Below are 18,766 nucleotides of genomic sequence, written 5' to 3' on the forward strand. Positions count from 1 at the left end.
AATGCAATTTTACCAAAAAGAAATTCAATTACCAGCATTTAATAGAGGCTATCACTTAATTACAGATGTTTTGTTAGAAGCACTTCCAGAGCTTGAAAATATTCAAATAGGACAGTTACAGGTATTTATAAAGCATACTTCTGCTAGTTTAACCATTAATGAAAATGCAGATCCTACCGTTCGAATAGATTTCGAATCGCATATCAATAAAATGGTTCCTGAAAATATGCCATACTATAAACACGATTATGAAGGTGCCGATGATATGCCAGCACATATTAAAAGTTCTATGTTAGGATGTCAGGTACAAATTCCAATTACCAATGGAAATCTCAACTTAGGAACTTGGCAAGGAATATACTTAGGTGAGCACAGAAATTATGGAGGTAAAAGAAAAATAGTACTAACCGCTTTTGGAAATTAAATGAAGTATCATAAATTCAATTTTTACAGAAGTACGTACTGTGAGTTTGAAATGCAAAATGTCAATTTCTTTGATGATATGAAGGCACATTTTCAAAGTAAATCAGGTAGTTATTACTATTACACAGCGGAGGGTGTTTTTCGTTATTCAAATCACTGGGGTAGAGTTGCCAATTGTCGTTGGAAGATTCAGGGAATAGAAAACTATAAAAATCAAAATTATTATGTAGGGTACGCAAATTGGTCTGATTTTTATCCATTAAATAGTACTGATAAAGTATTCTATTTAGAAGTAGATTATACAGTGCATAAAGTGAATATTAAAAGAGTTCAAAATAATTCAGAAGAAGCTCATTTTTTAATGACTTCAGAGTTTGCATATCAGCGTTTAAAACAAATTCAAACTCTGTTTAAAGAATACAAGTGGGCACGTTATTATGAAGAGGATATTGAAACTTTAAGAAGAAAAATAATTGACAAACTCATTACAACAAACAAAACCTTACAGCAAGTTAAATTAGAGTTATAAATCTTTATAATCTCTATTAACGCCAAGACTAAATCCAAAACGGGTGTCACTCTCTCTACCAAGTCTGTGAATAGCTACTTTACCTAATGGAATTTTACCAAACTCATTATTAGTAATTTCTTCATTATTTAAAAAAAGCTTTCCTTTAAACTGCTTTTGGGTGTTATACTCACTTCTATCTTTTTTATTTTGATAAACATTTATGGATAAAATATTATCTCTATCAGTATAACCGCAAAAAATACCATGTGTATCCCAAATAATATAATTATTACTTTTTTTTAATTCTCTACTAGGTTTGCCTAAAACATCAATTAAAGTATTATAATTAGTAGGAAATGTAAGAGGTTTATTATTAACATGTATAATGTTAGTATCACATATAATAGTTAAACTCGTTACTTTTTTCTTTTTAAAAAAATTAAACATGACAGTTATTGATTTGATTAACGGGGGCGAGCGTAAAACTAAAAAATAAATTTTAACTAACTCCTTTCTCTTTTAGTTAAATTTGCTAATTAGATTTAAAATCCTAATAAACAATGAACATACCTCAAACAAGTTTTCCTCGAATAATAATTATAGGAGGTGGGTTTGCAGGATTGGCAGTAGCAAGAGCTCTAGAAAACCAAGATTTACAAGTAGTATTAATAGATAAGCACAATTACCATACTTTTCAACCTTTACTATATCAAGTAGCCACAGGAGGATTGGAGCCTGACAGTATAGCGTTCCCTTTGAGAAAAAGATTTAATGATGTAGAAAACTTTTTCTTCAGATTAGCAAAAGTAACCCAAATACATGCCGAGAAAAACTATATAGAAACTACGATAGGAAATTTAGAGTATGATGAGTTGATTATAGCCACAGGTTCAACAACAAACTTTTTTGGAAATACTAATATTCAAAAGTATGCTATGGAAATGAAATCAGTTCCGCAGGCATTGAATATTCGTAGTTTGGTTTTAGAGAATTTTGAAGAAGCATTATTGGTAACCGATTTAGAAAAGCGAAGAGCATTAATGAATTTTGTTATTGTAGGAGGTGGACCAACAGGAGTAGAGTTGGCAGGAGCTTTGGCAGAAATGAAAAAAGGAATTTTACCTAAAGATTACCCAGACTTAGATATTCGGCAGATGAAAATTAATCTCATTCAAAGCTCAGGAGAGCTATTAAAAGGAATGAGTAATGGAGCTTCTAAAAAAGCGGAAGATTTTTTAATAAAACTAGGAGTAGATGTGTGGAAAAATCTTCGTGTACTTGATTATGATGGAGAAACTGTTACTACAAACGGAGAAGATCATTTTAAAGCACAAACGGTTATTTGGGCAGCAGGAGTAAAAGGAGCTGCTGTTAATGGTTTAAATGAAGAATGTGTAGTTGAAAGAGCTAATCGATTTAAAGTAGATGAATACAACAAAGTAATAGGCTACAATAATATTTATGCTATTGGAGATGTAGCATGTATGGAAACTAAAACTTATAAAAGAGGGCATCCAATGATGGCGCAACCAGCGATTCAACAAGGACGATTATTGGGTAAAAATATCTTAGCCAAAATAAAAAGCAAAAAACAAAAACCATTTGTGTACAACAGCAAAGGATCTATGGCAACCATTGGAAGAAATAAAGCGGTAGTAGATTTATCTCGTTGGAAATTTCAAGGAGTTTTTGCATGGTTTATATGGATGTTTGTACATCTATTTTCACTCATCGGATTTAGAAATAAAGCGGTAGTGTTTATGAATTGGGTATATAACTACATACGTTTTGATAGAGAAACAAGGTTAATTATTCGCCCTTATAAAAAGAAAAATAAGTATAGCTTTAAAGAACAAGAAAATGGCAATCACTAGAAATATTAAGTGTCCTAACTGTGGAGTTTTCAATAAAAATAGAGATTACTGTAAAAACTGTAATACATTAATTTCTTTTGAAAAAAAACAAGAAGAAAAAGTTACAGCTTATAAGCAAGAAGAACTCAAAAAAGCGAAGCATGAAATAGAAAATCCTAATTTAGCAGAACGATTAAAAAAACATTCGTTTTGGCTGTACCGTATTGTTGGTTGGGTTTTATATTCAGCATATTTATTGGTGAGTGCTATTGGAGCTTTAATAGCATGGTTTATAGCAATGGTAGCAGCAGGGTAGGGTAGCGTGAAACAAAAGATACTTACATATTATTTTGCTATTTCAATACTAATAGGGAGTCTAATTTATATAGCACAAAAGTTAATTATAAAACTACCTACATTAGTTAATAATTATGTAAACGACTTTTTAATAATTCCTATAATATTAACTATATGCCTTTATATTTTAAGATGGAGTAAGAATAATAAACATTATCAAATACCATTAGGGGTAATGGTTTATATATGTGCATTATATTCATTTTTTTTTGAGTTTATAGTACCGAAATATATGGAAAGATATACAGCGGACATATTTGATGTTATTTTATATTTTATTGGAGGTTTTGTATTTTTAATTTTGCAAGAAAAGGAAATTAATTCTTGATAAGTAGGTGTTTCTAAATAAGAAGTAGTTATGAACTCAACTAAAAAAATACCCAATAAAACAGTAATCCGTATAAGTAATGCTATTGATTTTATTGAAAGAAATTTGGATAACAAACTTGTTTTAGAAGAAATAGCAGAAAAGGCATACTTCTCTCCATATCATTTTCATAGGCTTTTTAAAGCCGTAACCAAAGAAACGGTTAATGATTTTATAACGAGAAAGAGAGTAGAAAAGTCAGCTTCTTTTTTACTAAATAAAAAAAATAAAACAGTTACAGAAGTATCCGAAATAGTAGGTTTTGTAACCTTGTCATCATTCTCAAGAGCTTTTAAAAAGTTTTACGGAATGAGTCCTGCTGAATTTAAAAAAGAAAGTCCATCTAAATATAGCAAGATTTGTAAAACAGAAAGCAAGAATGGAAAAATAGAAACACAGTTTGAGCAATACATTTGTAATATAAATACAAACTTAAAATGGATGCAAATGAAAGCTAAAACCGAAGTAAAAAAAATGCCAACCTTAAAAGTAGCCTATTTAACACATCAAGGAAAAATGGATGCAGTAGAAAATGCTTACCATAAGCTAATGGAGTGGGCTTATCCTAAAGGGTTAATGCAGCAGGAAAATTTAAGAATGTTAACGGTATATCACGACAGTCCTAAAATTACTGATGAAGACAAAATAAGAATGAGTGTTTGTTTAACTTTAAATTCAGAGATAAAAACTGAAGGAGAAGTAAGTGTAAAAGAAATACCTGAATTAAAATGTATAGTATCTCGTTTAGAAATTACTCCGTCAGAATTTCAACAAGCATGGGAAAGTAGCTTTGTGTGGATGAGTGAACATGGTTTCAAAAAAGCTGACCAAGATCCATATGAAATTTTTTATAACAACCCTAATGAACACCCCGAAGGAAAATGTATTGTAGATATTTGTATACCTGTTGACTAAAATATTGTAAAACATAAAAGGCATGACATTCTTTAGAATGTTATGCCTTTTTATTATACTTTATTGTTAAGATAACTCCTTTACAGCATCAGGTTTAGAAGTCAATATGCTTCTTACAACAAAATAACTAGTTAAGCCACAAACTAGCCCTACCATTGCAGCAGGAAAAATAGTATCATCACCTATTCCAATTGTAGAGGCAAATATTACAATTCCCAAAATTTCTGCTCCAAACCAAGAGCCAATCATTATACCTCTCCATTTATTAGGGCTTTCTCCTTTTTCTCCTGCTAATTCAGCTATTTTCTTACCTAAAAAAACTAATGCTAATATTTCTATCATATTTTAATTTTTGATTAAATTTTTCTTTTCATTTTTATTCATAAAATACTTATGAGTTTAATAAAATTGCTAACAATCTTACTAACAACTAAAAAATATAATGAAGAAATATATAGCAATTTTGAGAACACCAAATATAAAAAATATTTTAATCTATTCTATAATTTTAATTCGATCTGGGTAACGTTTTGGTGCTACAGGTTGTTCGTCAGGGTACCCCAAAGCAACATTAATAGCGACTTCAAAACCTTCAGGAATGTTTAGTAGTTCTAAAATGTCTTTATTTTCTTCTAGATTTAAAATTGGTACTAAAGTCCCTAATGGGCACGTGCCTAAATCTATAGCATGCGCACTTAATAAAATGTTTTGTAAAATAATACCACTATCTAAATAGCTAATATTACTACTTTTATTTCTAGCTATAACAATAAGCGTTGGGGCGCTATGAAAAATGCTAAAACCAGGTTCTCTATAACGTGCGGCACTACCTTGAAACTCTTTGCCTTGTGCGTAATTTAAAAAACGATTATTAATTTCGGTTAATAATTCTTGATTCTGAATAACGCGTACTTCCCAAGGTTGTTTATTCAATGCACTTGGCGCAAATAAAGCGCTTTTCATAACTGTATCTAATTGGGCTTTACTAACCTGTTGATCTGTATATTTTCTAATAGATCGGCGTGTTAAAATATTGTCTATAATGGCTTCGCGTTGTGACCCAGAATAGGTTGTTTTTTCTACGGGCTTTTCTTCACAAGAAAATAAAGCTATACTAAGAGCTAAAAACAAAAACTTCTTCATAATTACTACTGTATTGGATTGAATATTTTTTTACTAAATGAAAAATTAAATTTTAAAATAATATATATAATGTATAGATATACAACGTAAGCGGTTAAATGATAATAGTTAAGGGTAATAACAGATAAAGTAACACCTATAATAGCTAGCGTAAGAAAAAACAGCTGTTCTATTTGTGTTTTTCTATTTATGCTTTTACCCCAAACTTTAGGTTTAAATGCTTGTGAAATTAAGTATGAAAACCCATTAAGGATTAAAATCGAAAAAGACATATACTCGTAACTAACGTTGCCTAAAAGCAATAAAAAAGCTACAAGTCCAATCATAGCGCCGTAATACAGTTTACCATTGGTATTGGTAGGGCTAGAAGGCATATCGGTAGCCATAAAAATAGTACCTAATAATACGCCTGCTAAAGAAAAATGATAATTTTTACCACCATCTATTAACCAAAAACCAAGAAAAAATACAGATAATAACGCTAGCGGAATATGCCAAGATATTCTATTTTTAAATAATAAATATAGTCCACCTAAGCTAATAGCCAATATTGAATATTCTCCCATAGCTCCACTAGTATTATAAACTAGTTGGTTTAAATATTGAGACAAAAATGGATGTTCTAAACCCGAGAATAAGTTAATACTTGGTGTGTTAACAAAGCTTTTGGTTGCCCAAATACTTGCCGAGGTCATAATTACAGGATAGAAAGTAGTCATAAATTCTCGTCCTACTAATGCAGGATTAAATCTATTTTTTCCTAATCCGCCCCAAACTACTTTACCAAAAATAATCGCAGCAGCAGCACCAAAAACAACGATATACCAAGGTGTTATTGGCGAAATTGTAAAACACATTAACAAAGCAGTTACAATAGCAGAGCCATCTAAAATACTTTTATAATTTTTTGTGTATAAGAACGCGCAGACAAGTTCTGTAAATAAAGCAGTTGCTATAGCTACTAACAGTAAGCTTAAAGCATGCATACCAAACGCAATGATACTAATAATGGATAAAGGTAACAATGCAATAATAACATCTAACATCACAGCGGAAGTACTACCAAATTTTGGTTTTATATACGGATTTAAACTCATGCTTGTTGTATTAAAGTTTTACCAGAAAAAATACTTTGCATTAAAGGCACATCACTAGGACATATATACGCACAAGCACCACATTCTATACAGTCCATTAAGTTAAAATCGTTTAACTTTTGAGTGTCTTTATTTGCAGCATGACGCGCAAACTCCATTGGCATTAAACGCTGCGGACAAACATCGGTACAATATCCGCATTGGATACAGTTATAACGTTTGTTCTTAGGGTTTGGCATAGTCAATAAGCCTCCACTACCTTTGTTTATAGGTGTTTCTGGATGGTGTACAGCCTTTCCCATCATGGGACCTCCCAAAATAACCGTTTGCATATCGTTATCCCATGGTTGACCTAATGTTTCTAAAATATGATTTAAAGGTGTACCAATAGCTACTCTATAATTACCATGGTTTACAGCCTTCTCGCCAGAAATTGTAACAATACGTTCGGTATAAGGTTGTTGTTTATAAAATGCTTGATACAATGCCCATAAAGTACCAACATTATTAACCATAATACCATGATTTGCAGGAATACTACCTTTTGGTATTTCTTTTTTAGTTAATGATTTTATAAGCTGTAATTCACCACCTTGAGGATAAGTGTTAGGTAATAATTTTACTTGAATTGTAATGCCTAATCTAGAGGCTACATTTTGCAAATGAGATTTTAATTCTTTGTGTTGTTTTTCAATACCAAAAATAATGTGTTTAGCTTTAATTACTTTTTGTACAACTTTAATGGCTTTAATTAATGCTTCTGCGTCTTGTTGCATAACCGCATAATCTGCACTCAAATAAGGTTCGCACTCGGCACCATTAATTAAAAAATACGATATAGATTGCGTATTGGTTTGATATTTTGTTGCAGAAGGAAAACGCGCGCCACCACTACCTTCAATACCATATTCTTTTATAAACGTAAGAATTTGTTCCTTTGTTAAAGCTTCAATATTAATTGGTTTTTTAGAAACTTTTTCTTCCCTAAAATTATTTTCAATTTTAATATAAGATGAACCATCATTGCTTATTATGTCTATCACAGTGCCTGATACTGGTGCATGTATTGATGACGCAAAAATACCTTCGGAACTAGCGATTTTTTGATGTTTCAAAATATTGTCACCTATACCTACCAACGGCTTCAAACTACCTCGGTAAGCTTGTAAAGGCATATATAAGTATTTTGGAGTCGCAAGTGTTTTTATTGTTTTTGATTTTGTTTTCGATTTTAATGATGGAATATGCATCATAAGCTTAAAAAGGGTTTAAAATATTGCGAATGTAGTTGCATTTGGTGGTCTATAATATAGACTTCAAAATCAAATATTTTTTGAAGTTGAGACACTATAGTTTTAAATTGAGATATGTCTGCCCCAAATAAGGCTGTAGAAATCATATCGCCTAAACATGCCGATTTTGAACATAAACCAACTTGTAAGTTTTGCGAGGGAAATCCGGTTTGTGCATTTATAATATGACTATATTTTTTACCATTAATTTCTAAAAACTGAGTTTGAGTAGATGATAATGAAAAGCAAGTATTTTGTATCGACAAGCGTTTAAAGTTATTATCTAAATTAGGATGTGGTATTTTAATATACCATTGTGTGTGTGTGTTATCTGATAAGCCATAAATAGTACTACCACCAGCATTTATAATAGCATCTGTAACACCTTTGTTTTTTAAAAAGGCTACAAGTTGATCTACAGCATAGGCTTTTATAAACGATCCCGTAATTAACTCTTGTTGTGGTGCTATTTTTACATGATTACCATGTATTTGAATGTTTTTATAATTTACTTGTTTTAAACATCTTACTATTGCTGTTTCTGTAGGGGGTTGAGTAGGTTTTTCCTTATAAAATCCCCATAAACGTATTAAGGGCATAGCAGAAATATCATAACTTCCATTTGTTATTTCTGCTATTTTTATGGTTTGCTTTAGTAAATTAATTGTAACATTATCAACCGTAACCCAATAACCTGCATTGGTATTAATTTGATTAAAATAAGAACCTTTTTGATACGAATTGTAGGTGCTATCTACTGTTTCTAATAAAGAGAAACAATCCTCTAACAAAGTTTCTGGATAATTTGCAGGAATTTTAATTTTAATATGACAATGAAATAAAAACCGGGTTTGTGTAATATAGGCTTTACTGGCTACTTGAGGCATTTTCATCTCCATCCAATTCTATAGTTGTTCGTCCTTTTTTTCGTAAAGCTTTGAAGTTTACATTTCCTAAATTTATTGTTTGAAAATAAAAATTAGAATTTTTCCATGTTTTTGTAATGGTGTCGTAGGTGATTTTTTGAGTTTCAAAACGTTTTTCAACATTGTCATTAACAGTAGCAAGTGCTTTTTCTCGTTTATATTTTTCTCGAGATTCTTGCCACTTATCCCATAAATTACGATTACCAAAAAGTAATAAACTAATGCCAAGAAGGTAAAGTATTATATGCTTAAAATTCATAGATTATATGTAAACTCCAAAGGTAACATCAATCGTGTTACAAATAAATAATATAGTAGTTAATGGTTCGTTAAAGAGTAAATAAACTTAATGACTTTTGTCTTAAGTTTATTTCTATTTTGCTTCAATAACCTTAATTATTTCAGTATAGTTATAACGTTTCGCTAAATCTAAAGGCGTATCGCCTTCATAAGTTTTTAGATCTAACCGCGCTCCTGCATCTATTAGCACTTGTGCCGCTTTTGGATTGTTGTGCCAAATAGCATCATGCAAAGGTGTGTAGCCATTATTCAATCCTTGATCGTCTATATATTTTTGGGCGTCTTTGTGCGCTACCAATAACTCTAAAACTTCTGGATTGCCTTTATAACCACCTTTATGAAACGCAATTGCATTCATTGGGTAACCACGCTGACCAATGTTTGCACCAGCGTTCAGTAATATATTAACAAGTTTAGGATAATTATTCCTAGAAGCTACTAATAGCGGAGAATGTTTATCGTTACCTGTTCCTGTTATATACGATTCAGTATTTACAGGCTCTCCTGCTGCTATTAAAGCAGTTACTTTTTCAAGCTTTTGGTCTTCGGTTAGCTGTTTGTTTATTACTACCTGATATATTTTTTGCTCAGCTATTTTTTCTTTCAAATCCACCTCATAATCATCAATTATTTTGCGAAGAGAATCATACCTCTTCTGGTCATTATCGTTTGGAGAAGAATCCCAACCACCAATCATATCTCTAGCCATAATGCCACCGTTAGGGCTTTTTACATAAATATTAATATCTTTTGCTTTTAAAAGAGCTTTTATATTTTCACCTTTACTGTACCAAGCAGCAACCATTAAAGGTGAGTGCCCAGCACGTGGTGTAATTTGGTTTACAAAAGCACCGTTTTTAATTAAAATATCAATCATTTTTGGATTATCGGTCTGCGAAGCAATATGTAATGGAGCATTACCCATACGACTATCTAATTGATTAACATCGGCACCATTGGCAATTAGTTCGTGTACTTTAATTTCATCATTATCTATAATAGCTTGATGGAGCTGTGGTAAACCTGTAGCTGTTTGTTCCATGGTTTTAATTTCTTTTTTTTCTAAAGATTTTGTTTGATTTTGGGTGCAATTTAACAGCATTAAGGCTGTAAAAATTACCATTAAAAACTGTTTTTTTTTCATACTAATATGTTTATTGGTTTATGTGATAGATCATACCTGTTTTATCATCTTCTATGGCTTGTTTATACAATTTGGCAAACTCAATTGCTGGTACACCATAGGTAGAATCCATTCCCATTTGTTCCATAGTTTCTTTTGCAAAAGATGGACTTACCGCATTAATTTTAAATTCTTTGCTTTCTACAGTAGCTGCTTTTACAAACGCTTCTACACCTGCATTGATAACGCTTAAAGATAAACCACCAACCATTGGTTGTTGTGCTAAGATACCAGAAGATAATACGAAAGTCGCACCTGGATTGGCATACTTTCTACCCAGCATAACTAAGTTTATTTGCCCCATTAACTTACTTTGCAAACCGTCGTGAAAATCTTGAATACTATGTTCTTCTATGTTTCCCCATTTACCATAACCGCTTGTTGCTATTAGTGCATCAAAACCACCAATGCTTTTAAGCGTAGTATCTACTGCTTCTGCATTTGCCATGTCTAATTTATAATTGCCACTTGTACGATTAATAGTAATAATTTCATAATCTATACATAAAATATCTTGTACTTTTGAACCAATGATGCCTGTTGCACCGACTATAATTACTTTTTTCATTTTTATAATTCGTTTACTATATATTCTTTAATTTGTATTTGACCATTAGTTGTTAGGACTAGTTTCCAATGTTCTTTAACATTGAGCTGTAATAATTCACCAGATACTTTTTCTGCTTTTAGCTTAATAGTTAAATACACATCAAAAGCATTGTTTTCTTCTTGAATGATTATGGACTCAATACGATGTTCATTATTGGGTTTTAAGGTATTTTTAATGTTGGTGTACCAAGTTTCAAACCCTTTAATACCAGTAAATTCTCCCTCAACAAATTGAAATTGCGTATCGTTATTTATATAAGGCGTAAATGAAGATGCATCTGCCAAAACATCAAACTTGGCAAACCAATCTTTTACAAAGCGCTCAATACGTACTTCTGCACTAGTATTGGTTATTCCCTCTAAAACAGCAGCTAATTTTTTAATATGATTATCGGCACGTTGCAAAACAACCTCTTTGGTATTATACACACCCGGAACATAAGTTAAACCATGTGTATAAACCGGTTTTAGATAATTCATTTGACTTAAATATGCCGTTTGTTGTAAAGGTCTGATTAGTTCTTCTATGGCAAAATGATTGTAACCTATTGGCGTGTATGCCTCTTCTGGTCCGCCAACGGTAATGCTTAACAAAAAGTTTTTACCTCTTAATTTATCACCTTTAGAACCATATGCAAAGTTGAAACTAAACACTTCATCAAACCATTGTTTTAAAATGGCTGGCATATTGTACCAAAAAAATGGAAATTGAAAAATAATCGTATCTGCAGCAAGTAGTTTGGCTTGTTCGGCTTCTACATCTATTTTAAAATCGGGATATTGGTTGAAGATATCACTGATCTCAAAATGATTAAATTGTGCAGCAATTTCTGTTGATATATGTTTATTGGCTACCGAATCTTTAAGATTTGGATGCGCTAAAATCATTAATGTTTTCATTTTTGTTTAAAATTTGTGGCGTCCGTTACCAAATAGCGTTCTATAATAGGTAATGGTTCATTGGTATCTTCTCGCATTATCCATTGTTGATCTACACGGAGATCAGAGTAAGTGTTGTCTTTAAAAAGAGCCCGCCAGTGTACAATAAATTGAGCCATATACTTACCGTTACTAAGGTAACTTACATCTATTTTTTCGATGTCATGATCATCAGAAATGAGTAAATCATGTATCCATCTATGCCATTCCAAAAATTCAGATTTTGAATGTATATTTTTGTAAGCTGGAAAGTCTACGAAAATATCATCTGCAATTAATTTATTGAAAGCTTCTGCAGATACATGTTCGTTATTACAAGTAGCCCGTTCATACATAGAAAATATTTTGTAAACAAAGCTTTTAATATCATTTTTAGTAAATTTTCTATTTCGAAAAGTATGCATTAGTTGTTCATACTCTATAGTTTTTGTATTCATTAGTATTTAAATTAGTTGTACATACAATTTAATTTAGAGTCTTTCATTTATCAAAGTATTGATAGACTTTTATTCTACTTCGTTAAGTTTTGTATTAGCTAAATGCATGTCAGCAGTTAGTTTTACAGCAAATTCTTCTCCTAATAAATTACAGTAAGCTTTATATAAGTTACCCAGTGCTTCGTCTAATGAAGGTTTTAGGTTCTTACCTTTTTCAGTAGGAATAATAAGTGTGTTTCTACCTTCGTGAGTTCGTTCTACTAATTGCATCAGAACTAATTTATCTATAAAACGAGTCATTGTAGATGCTTTTACATTTATACGCTTACTTAATTCGTTTTGACTTAAATTAGGTTCATCAATTATTAATAACATTAAATGAGCATAAGATGGTGCTAGACTAGTAACTCTGAAGGCATCTTCTGCCAGTTTACCTATATACCTTGATAGAGTGTTTGTAGTAAAATACAAACAGCATTCCTGAAAAGACTTTAAAGGTGTACTCATTTTTTTATTAAAATTATGAGACAAAGTTATATGTAATTAGTTGTACATACAATTTTTTAACTTAAAATTATAATAGTGATTTAAATCACTATTATAACCTATTTCTTTTTTACATTTTATTAACAAACCAGTTACTTGCTTTACTTACCGCTGCGTTCACTTCGGTATCTTGGTCGTAATATGCGAATTGATGAAAGGGTGACTCTAATTCTGTATCCATCCAGTGTAATTCTTTGTCGGTTGCTGCAATGTCATTAAAATATTTTTTGGTGTATGCTGGTAATACCGCTCCGTCTGAATGTATCATTAATACAGGTTTGTGCAATTGCTTTGCAGTTGGCATTGGATCTACTGTTAACCAATCTTCCCAACTTGCTACAGCAAATTTATCGTTACTCCATTGTTTTACAGCACCTCGATCTTTATTTAAATAATAATCGTATGGTCCGTACATTGCTGCAGTTGGGTCTGTTTCTGAAATCGTTGGGATATAAGCCACTTCTCCTGTTTCTCCGTACACTTTTTTTGCTTGTTGTGCTGCCTTAATTTTTGCCTGCACACCTTCTTCACCACCATAGAATAATTTTACAGCTTCTGCATCGTGTAACCAAGATGCTGTAGTGACTACAGATTTAATGCGGTTGTCTTCTGAAGATGCCATTAAGGTGTACATTGCACCTGCGCAAACACCAAAAGCACCGATTTTTGAATTATCTACGTCTTTTAGACTTTCTAAAAATGAGACGGCATTTTTAATATCTTCTTTCTTAAGATTAGGGCTTTCGTAAAAACGCGGTTCACCTTCACTTTCACCATAATTTCTAAAATCAAAAGCTAATGTAATTAACCCTTTTTCCGCTAGTTTTTCAGCATATAAACCAGCCATTTGTTCTTTAACGGTTGTCCAACTTCCTGAAACGACTACTGCAGGATACGTGTTTCCTTCTCTATAATTTGCTGGGTAATATAAATGGCCTACTAAGTTTAATCCATCGCTTTTAAATGTTACTTTTTTCATCTTTTTATGTGTTATTTCTTTTGTCTTTGTTAGTTTTTGTGGGCTGTTTTTTGTGATGGCTTTATAGCCAGTAATTGCTATAAATGCTGTAAGTGCTATTGTTAATATTTTCATGTTTATTTGATTTTATCGATTAAGCCAAAACCTCTTGCGGCTACTATTGGGTTGAAAATTTCGACATATTCGGTAATTTTACCTTCAGTATTGAACTTAAAAGTTGAATAATAGTTGTTACTGTATATGCCTGCATTATGTTTTAGTTTTATGTGTCCTGTGTATTTTGCATATACCATTGCAGTATTTTCCATTGCAAAAATGTCTTCAATGTTAAATGTCATTCCATCAAAATTTGGAAAAACAGGTTCCCAATAGGCTTTTATTCCTGCTTGTCCTTGCGCTCCTTTAGGAAAAAGGTCTGAATGGTATGGATTAATTTGCTTACCATCTTCTGCAAAAAGATTGGCTACAGTTCCTGCATTTTCATCTTCAAGTGCTTTAAAGAATGCTTTAACCGTACGGATGTTTTTTTCTGAAGTTGATAATTCTTTTACATGTCCTGTAACATTATTGATAGCTTTTTGCGGTAAGGAAAGGTTACCATCTTGATATTTAAAATTAAATATCATTTTAGTGATTTTCCATTGTTTATTTATTAGTTTTAAGTCTAAATTATAAGTGCCAACTACCGTCCAAACATGTCCTTTGTCGTCTTCTAAATAATGGGTTGCCGTGCCATAAGCAAACACTTTGGCAGTTTCCCCATTTATGGTTTCCGTAAGGTTGCTTATTTGATGATGAGTGTAGGTAAAACCTGGTAAAATGGTTTTCCAAGTGCTAGTAATTTCTGATGGTTTTAAGGTCGTTGCTGGACTTCCCATAGAGGAATAATCTAATACAACTTCGGTGTTAAAACAGTCTTCTACTTGAGACCAATCCCTTTCATCAGATGCTTTAAATAACTTTAAAACGATGTCTTTTGGTGATGTCATTGTTTTGCCTTGTATTGTAATTGCTGTTAAAAGCGTAGCAATTGTTAATAAATATTTCATAGTGCTTGTATTACAGTACAAAGATGCTACAGAACAGCGAAGAAAAATTTACAGAATCAAAGCAAGAGGTATAAAAATCAAAGATTAGCTATTTTACGATAACTAGCAGGTGTTTTTTGCGTGTGTTTTTTAAAGAAGCTGCTAAAACTGTTTGGCGAATCGAAATGCAAACCATAAGCAATTTCTTTAATACTGGCTTCTGAATGTATTAAACGTGATTTAGCCAAATGCAAGACGTGTTTTTGTATAGTTTGTTTTGCAGTTTGACCAGTAATTAGCTTTACTACAGCATTTAGATGATTAGGATGAATATTTAATAATTCGGCATAAAATCGTGTGGTGTGCGGATTGGTTTTATTAGAAATAATTGAGTTAGGGTAAAAGCTTATTTCAATTTGTGATTGAAAACGAGATAGAATTTTTAAATCGGTTTTACGTATTTCAGCAGCAGCATTTGTATTGCTAATGTTTTTGTGAAAGTACCGTTTTACCACATTTAGTAATAGTAATAAATATGATTCGATAAGTTGAAACTTGTCAACGTTATCGCTGTGGTATTCATTGTAAATAGCATTATATACAGACAGTATTTTAGTCACATCATCTTTACTAACCTCAAAAGGCGTGCTTTTTTCAATTTTTAAAAACGAGAAGTGACTTAAAATATCTTGAAGAAAATTAGATTTAGCGATAAAATCTTTAGAAAACATCAAATAATAACCATTCCAATCTGGAATAATATCCCAGGAAATAAGTTGAAAAGGCGAGTTAAAAAAAATAACAGAACCGTCTGGAAAATCTTTAAAATGACCTGTAATAGCAATGCCACTACCTTCAACCTTTATAGCAATAGCATAAAACTCATGCCTAAAAGCGGGCATTTGACTAACTATTGTAGGCATATTGTCTTTAAAGCTTCTGATGTCAAAATCGGGATGCTTTGGTGGTGAAATATTAATTGCCTTACAATAAGCGGCTATATTTTTAAAGTGTTGCATACTATTTAAAGACGAAACTAAACAATAGACTTTACAAAAGTATATAATTAAGACGTTGATTATTTTTATATTTTACAGTCATTTTATCTTGAAGTTTATCAACTAAATAACTATTATTTTCCATTTTTTTCAATGTATTAATAAATATTAGAAGCGTTTGCTATCTAAAAGTCATTTATTTCAACTTTATTTTTTACTTATAAATATAGTTTACAATACTTTTTTATTTATTAAAAAAGTGTTTAGTGTATAGATGTCTCAAATGGACTTTGTAGTAATGTCTCAGTATAAAAAATCGGCTTAAAATTTCAAAAAACTTAAGCCGATTTTTTGTTTTAACGATTACAATGTTTGTCTATTTTCATAGGTGAATTATTTTTCATATTCACTTAGTAGACGATAATGCTTTAATAAAGATGTATTGATATTACATTATTTTGGCAATGCAATTTTATTAATGGTAAAATTTAGGTTACTGATATCGCCTGAGGCTTCATTAATTCTAGAATTGGTATAATACAAGTCTCCATCGTATATACTAAAAGTATCTGCCCATTTTACTTTTTCACCTTCTATTAAAGTTTTAATAGTACCATTTGGAGTAATATAATTAATTTTGTTGTGCTCTAAATCGCCATAATAAAGATTACCTTTTTGGTCAAAAATCATTCCATCTGGCGCAGACGTTTTAGCTTCAAATTTTACAGAAGCTTCTATTTTAGATTTGTCTTTTAAATTGAAACTATTTACTGGAATAGAGTACAAGCTATAACCTGAAAGTGCATGGTAAAATAAACGTTGATTTTTTTGGTCAAACGCAATTCCATCGGAATGCACAACGTTTTTCCAAACTGTGTTGTCAAACGTAAGTTCAGATACTTCAGCCATGGTACTTTTATGATTATCTAAAATACGGGTACTTTTTCCTGTGTTTAAATTTAAAGCGACTAATCCTGCGTGGTTAGAATCTGTAAGATATAGTTTGTTATTGGTCTTATCTACACGTAAATCGTTAATGTAAGAATCGGTATGATAGCTGTCCTTTTCTAATTTATACGTTTGCTCTAAAATATTAGTATTCAAGTTGAAAATAAACACTCTAGGAGCATCTACAACACCATTAAACTTTGGGTTTCTCGTATCTAAAATGTATAGTTTATCTTCAAAAGCAACAACAGATTGTACAGCAAGAAATTGATCTTCTTTTGGGTGTTCCTCTAGTTGCCAAAGATTCCAAACCTCGTTTGGGTAAGGTTTATACGAACCATTTTTAAACACTTCGACTACTGAATACTTTACTGAATCTCGCCATCTAGGAAAATTAGCAAATACACGACCGTCTTGAGTTACAGTAACTCCTGTAACTTGCTGCCCTTTAAAGCTAGCAATCTCTGTAATGTTTGATTTGTTTTCTGAAATAGATTGCTTGTTTTCAGGTTTTTTAGTTTCTCTTTTAGTTTCGTTTTTACAAGTAATAAGAGAGAAAATAGATAGCGATAGTATGAGTATTTTTTTCATTTTAAAATATTTTACTTTTCTTCATTAGCATAAGCACCAGAAGAATATGTTAACTCGTAGCTGTGTGTGTAAATTTCGAAAACAATTCCAAAAGGGTCTTCTACATAACACATTTTATAGGGTTTGTCCTTAGGATAATATTCTCTAATAGGCATACGTTGTTTTCCTCCAGCTGCAACTATTTTTTCAATTAAGCCTTCAATATTAGGATCTTGGATGCAAAAATGAAACAACCCTGTATTGAATGGGTTAAATTTTGGAGCTTCTTTTTTGCCGTGAGGAAAACTAAAAAGCTCAACACCTATTCCGTCAGAGGTTGCTAAATGGGCAATTTCAAAGGTTTCCCAATCGTCACCAAATACATCAATACACATTTGCCCTATGGCTGTATCGGTTTCTTTTTTTACTAGAGATGGAGGCATAATAGTATACCAGCCCATTACTTCTGAATAAAACTTAGCAGCTTTATTAATATCAGGTACTGTAATTCCAATATGAGAAAATCGTTTAGGATATGTTTTCATTGTTTTATAATTTATAAAGTTAATTGCAAAGGACAAAATTATTTTCTTTTTAGTATAAATTATATTAAAGTTCTGTGAAAAGTTATTAAACACTTTGTTTATATAATTAATGTGTTGTTTTTTGTATATAAACTCTATTGAAATTATTATTTAAATTTGTCGAATGCAAGATAAATATGAATTACTGAGGAGGCATTTTGAAGAAATTGTTAAGGTTACAGATGAGGAATGGAATATTATAAAACCTCATTTTCAATTTAAAAAACTTAAAAAGCACCAGTTTTTAATACAAACAGGACAACCAGTAGATTGTGAGTTTTGGATTATTAAAGGGCTCATAAAATCATATATTATAGATGAAAAAGGGCACGAGCATATTCTTCAATTTGCTATGGAAGAGTATTGGGTTAGTGATTATTATGCATTTCAGCATAAAGAGTTAGCGACAACTATAGTAGATTGTATTGAAGATTCAGAATTTTTCTGTTTATCATTTGAATCAAGAGAAATTATCTGCGAAAAAATTCCTGCAATAGCAAACTTTTTTAGGGTTAAATCTAATTACGGTTTTATTAACCTACAGCAACGAATTTTATCTTTATTAACTCAAACAGCTGAAGAACGTTATGATGCTCTATTATTTAAATTACCTAAGCTAGTACAACGCGTACCCAAAAAATTAATAGCAGCTTACTTAGGAGTTTCTAGAGAAACTTTAAGTCGTTTTAAAGGTTAAAAAATGATATACATCACATTTTTATATTGCGATACATCACTTTAAAATTGTGACATACATCCTC

Annotated in this window: 23 protein-coding genes; 6 read left to right on the top strand and 17 right to left on the bottom strand. The window is 31.3% G+C overall.

Annotated elements, in window-relative coordinates:
- The first annotated feature begins 1 nt into the window (after position 1).
- Together ABMY20_RS07490 and ABMY20_RS07495 are read left to right on the top strand one after the other, a co-directional pair.
- Positions 2 to 424 (top strand): secondary thiamine-phosphate synthase enzyme YjbQ, encoded by a 423-nt coding sequence (locus ABMY20_RS07490; RefSeq protein ID WP_047789315.1) that lies wholly within the window; start codon positions 2 to 4, stop codon positions 422 to 424.
- Positions 425 to 952: a hypothetical protein gene (locus ABMY20_RS07495; protein WP_047789314.1), complete on the top strand. Its 528-nt coding sequence runs from the start codon at positions 425 to 427 to the stop codon at positions 950 to 952.
- On the opposite strand, the gene ABMY20_RS07500 is transcribed toward ABMY20_RS07495, so the two are convergent.
- A complete protein-coding gene (locus tag ABMY20_RS07500) occupies positions 947 to 1,381 on the bottom strand; it encodes a hypothetical protein (RefSeq protein ID WP_047789313.1) in 435 nt (144 codons plus the stop codon). The two genes, ABMY20_RS07495 and ABMY20_RS07500, sit on opposite strands and share 6 nt — an antisense overlap.
- Positions 1,382 to 1,494: 113 nt before the next feature.
- Here ABMY20_RS07500 and ABMY20_RS07505 point away from each other — a divergent pair, with 113 nt between their 5' ends.
- From ABMY20_RS07505 to ABMY20_RS07515, 3 genes are all read left to right on the top strand, one after another.
- The gene (locus ABMY20_RS07505) at positions 1,495 to 2,808 is read left to right on the top strand and encodes an NAD(P)/FAD-dependent oxidoreductase (protein ID WP_047789312.1); all 1,314 of its coding nucleotides are present in this window, start codon (positions 1,495 to 1,497) and stop codon (positions 2,806 to 2,808) included.
- Complete coding sequence (locus ABMY20_RS07510) at positions 2,795 to 3,103, top strand: hypothetical protein (protein ID WP_047789311.1); 309 nt, start codon at positions 2,795 to 2,797, stop codon at positions 3,101 to 3,103. The genes ABMY20_RS07505 and ABMY20_RS07510 overlap by 14 nt, the downstream gene beginning before the upstream one ends.
- Positions 3,104 to 3,502: 399 nt before the next feature.
- Positions 3,503 to 4,426 (top strand): AraC family transcriptional regulator, encoded by a 924-nt coding sequence (locus ABMY20_RS07515; RefSeq protein WP_349264988.1) that lies wholly within the window; start codon positions 3,503 to 3,505, stop codon positions 4,424 to 4,426.
- Positions 4,427 to 4,492: 66 nt separating this feature from the next.
- On the opposite strand, the gene ABMY20_RS07520 is transcribed toward ABMY20_RS07515, so the two are convergent.
- The 16 genes from ABMY20_RS07520 to ABMY20_RS07595 form a co-directional block, all read right to left on the bottom strand.
- Positions 4,493 to 4,768 carry a hypothetical protein gene (locus tag ABMY20_RS07520; protein WP_047789310.1) on the bottom strand — a complete coding sequence of 92 codons (276 nt, stop codon included), beginning with the start codon at positions 4,766 to 4,768 and terminating at the stop codon, positions 4,493 to 4,495.
- A 153-nt stretch (positions 4,769 to 4,921) separates the two neighbouring features.
- Complete coding sequence (locus ABMY20_RS07525; protein ID WP_159492498.1) at positions 4,922 to 5,569, bottom strand: nitroreductase; 648 nt, start codon at positions 5,567 to 5,569, stop codon at positions 4,922 to 4,924.
- Between the two features lie 5 nt (positions 5,570 to 5,574).
- Positions 5,575 to 6,666, bottom strand: coding sequence for an RnfABCDGE type electron transport complex subunit D (locus ABMY20_RS07530; RefSeq protein ID WP_349264989.1), 1,092 nt, complete (start codon positions 6,664 to 6,666; stop codon positions 5,575 to 5,577).
- Positions 6,663 to 7,919, bottom strand: coding sequence for an electron transport complex subunit RsxC (gene rsxC, locus ABMY20_RS07535; protein WP_159492496.1), 1,257 nt, complete (start codon positions 7,917 to 7,919; stop codon positions 6,663 to 6,665). The genes ABMY20_RS07530 and rsxC overlap by 4 nt, the downstream gene beginning before the upstream one ends.
- Positions 7,916 to 8,857: an FAD:protein FMN transferase gene (locus ABMY20_RS07540; RefSeq protein ID WP_349264990.1), complete on the bottom strand. Its 942-nt coding sequence runs from the start codon at positions 8,855 to 8,857 to the stop codon at positions 7,916 to 7,918. Before ABMY20_RS07540 ends, rsxC begins: the two co-directional genes overlap by 4 nt.
- A complete protein-coding gene (locus ABMY20_RS07545; RefSeq protein ID WP_073181312.1) occupies positions 8,826 to 9,143 on the bottom strand; it encodes a hypothetical protein in 318 nt (105 codons plus the stop codon). Before ABMY20_RS07545 ends, ABMY20_RS07540 begins: the two co-directional genes overlap by 32 nt.
- A gap of 114 nt (positions 9,144 to 9,257) precedes the next feature.
- Positions 9,258 to 10,328, bottom strand: coding sequence for an ankyrin repeat domain-containing protein (locus tag ABMY20_RS07550; protein WP_167713494.1), 1,071 nt, complete (start codon positions 10,326 to 10,328; stop codon positions 9,258 to 9,260).
- A 10-nt stretch (positions 10,329 to 10,338) separates the two neighbouring features.
- Positions 10,339 to 10,935: a short chain dehydrogenase gene (locus ABMY20_RS07555; protein ID WP_349264991.1), complete on the bottom strand. Its 597-nt coding sequence runs from the start codon at positions 10,933 to 10,935 to the stop codon at positions 10,339 to 10,341.
- 2 nt (positions 10,936 to 10,937) lie between these two features.
- Entirely contained in the window at positions 10,938 to 11,876 is a 939-nt protein-coding gene (locus tag ABMY20_RS07560; RefSeq protein WP_349264992.1) for an NAD(P)H-dependent oxidoreductase, read from the bottom strand.
- The gene (locus tag ABMY20_RS07565; RefSeq protein ID WP_156167025.1) at positions 11,873 to 12,352 is read right to left on the bottom strand and encodes a hypothetical protein; all 480 of its coding nucleotides are present in this window, start codon (positions 12,350 to 12,352) and stop codon (positions 11,873 to 11,875) included. Before ABMY20_RS07565 ends, ABMY20_RS07560 begins: the two co-directional genes overlap by 4 nt.
- A 69-nt stretch (positions 12,353 to 12,421) precedes the next feature.
- The gene (locus ABMY20_RS07570) at positions 12,422 to 12,859 is read right to left on the bottom strand and encodes a MarR family transcriptional regulator (protein WP_073181308.1); all 438 of its coding nucleotides are present in this window, start codon (positions 12,857 to 12,859) and stop codon (positions 12,422 to 12,424) included.
- 109 nt (positions 12,860 to 12,968) lie between these two features.
- Positions 12,969 to 13,991 (bottom strand): alpha/beta hydrolase, encoded by a 1,023-nt coding sequence (locus tag ABMY20_RS07575; RefSeq protein WP_253679866.1) that lies wholly within the window; start codon positions 13,989 to 13,991, stop codon positions 12,969 to 12,971.
- Between the two features lie 2 nt (positions 13,992 to 13,993).
- Complete coding sequence (locus ABMY20_RS07580; RefSeq protein ID WP_173360667.1) at positions 13,994 to 14,926, bottom strand: nuclear transport factor 2 family protein; 933 nt, start codon at positions 14,924 to 14,926, stop codon at positions 13,994 to 13,996.
- Between the two features lie 77 nt (positions 14,927 to 15,003).
- A complete protein-coding gene (locus ABMY20_RS07585; protein ID WP_073181305.1) occupies positions 15,004 to 15,924 on the bottom strand; it encodes a helix-turn-helix domain-containing protein in 921 nt (306 codons plus the stop codon).
- 432 nt (positions 15,925 to 16,356) lie between these two features.
- Positions 16,357 to 17,442, bottom strand: coding sequence for an L-dopachrome tautomerase-related protein (locus ABMY20_RS07590; protein WP_349264993.1), 1,086 nt, complete (start codon positions 17,440 to 17,442; stop codon positions 16,357 to 16,359).
- Positions 17,443 to 17,453: 11 nt separating this feature from the next.
- A complete protein-coding gene (locus ABMY20_RS07595) occupies positions 17,454 to 17,966 on the bottom strand; it encodes a VOC family protein (protein ID WP_349264994.1) in 513 nt (170 codons plus the stop codon).
- A gap of 163 nt (positions 17,967 to 18,129) precedes the next feature.
- On the opposite strand from ABMY20_RS07595, the gene ABMY20_RS07600 reads away from it, so the two are divergent.
- Entirely contained in the window at positions 18,130 to 18,702 is a 573-nt protein-coding gene (locus ABMY20_RS07600; protein WP_073181299.1) for a Crp/Fnr family transcriptional regulator, read from the top strand.
- Positions 18,703 to 18,766: the final 64 nt, after the last annotated feature.

Source organism: Tenacibaculum sp. SSH1-16 (genome assembly GCF_040104435.1).
Classification (GTDB): Bacteria; Bacteroidota; Bacteroidia; order Flavobacteriales; family Flavobacteriaceae; genus Polaribacter; species Polaribacter mesophilus.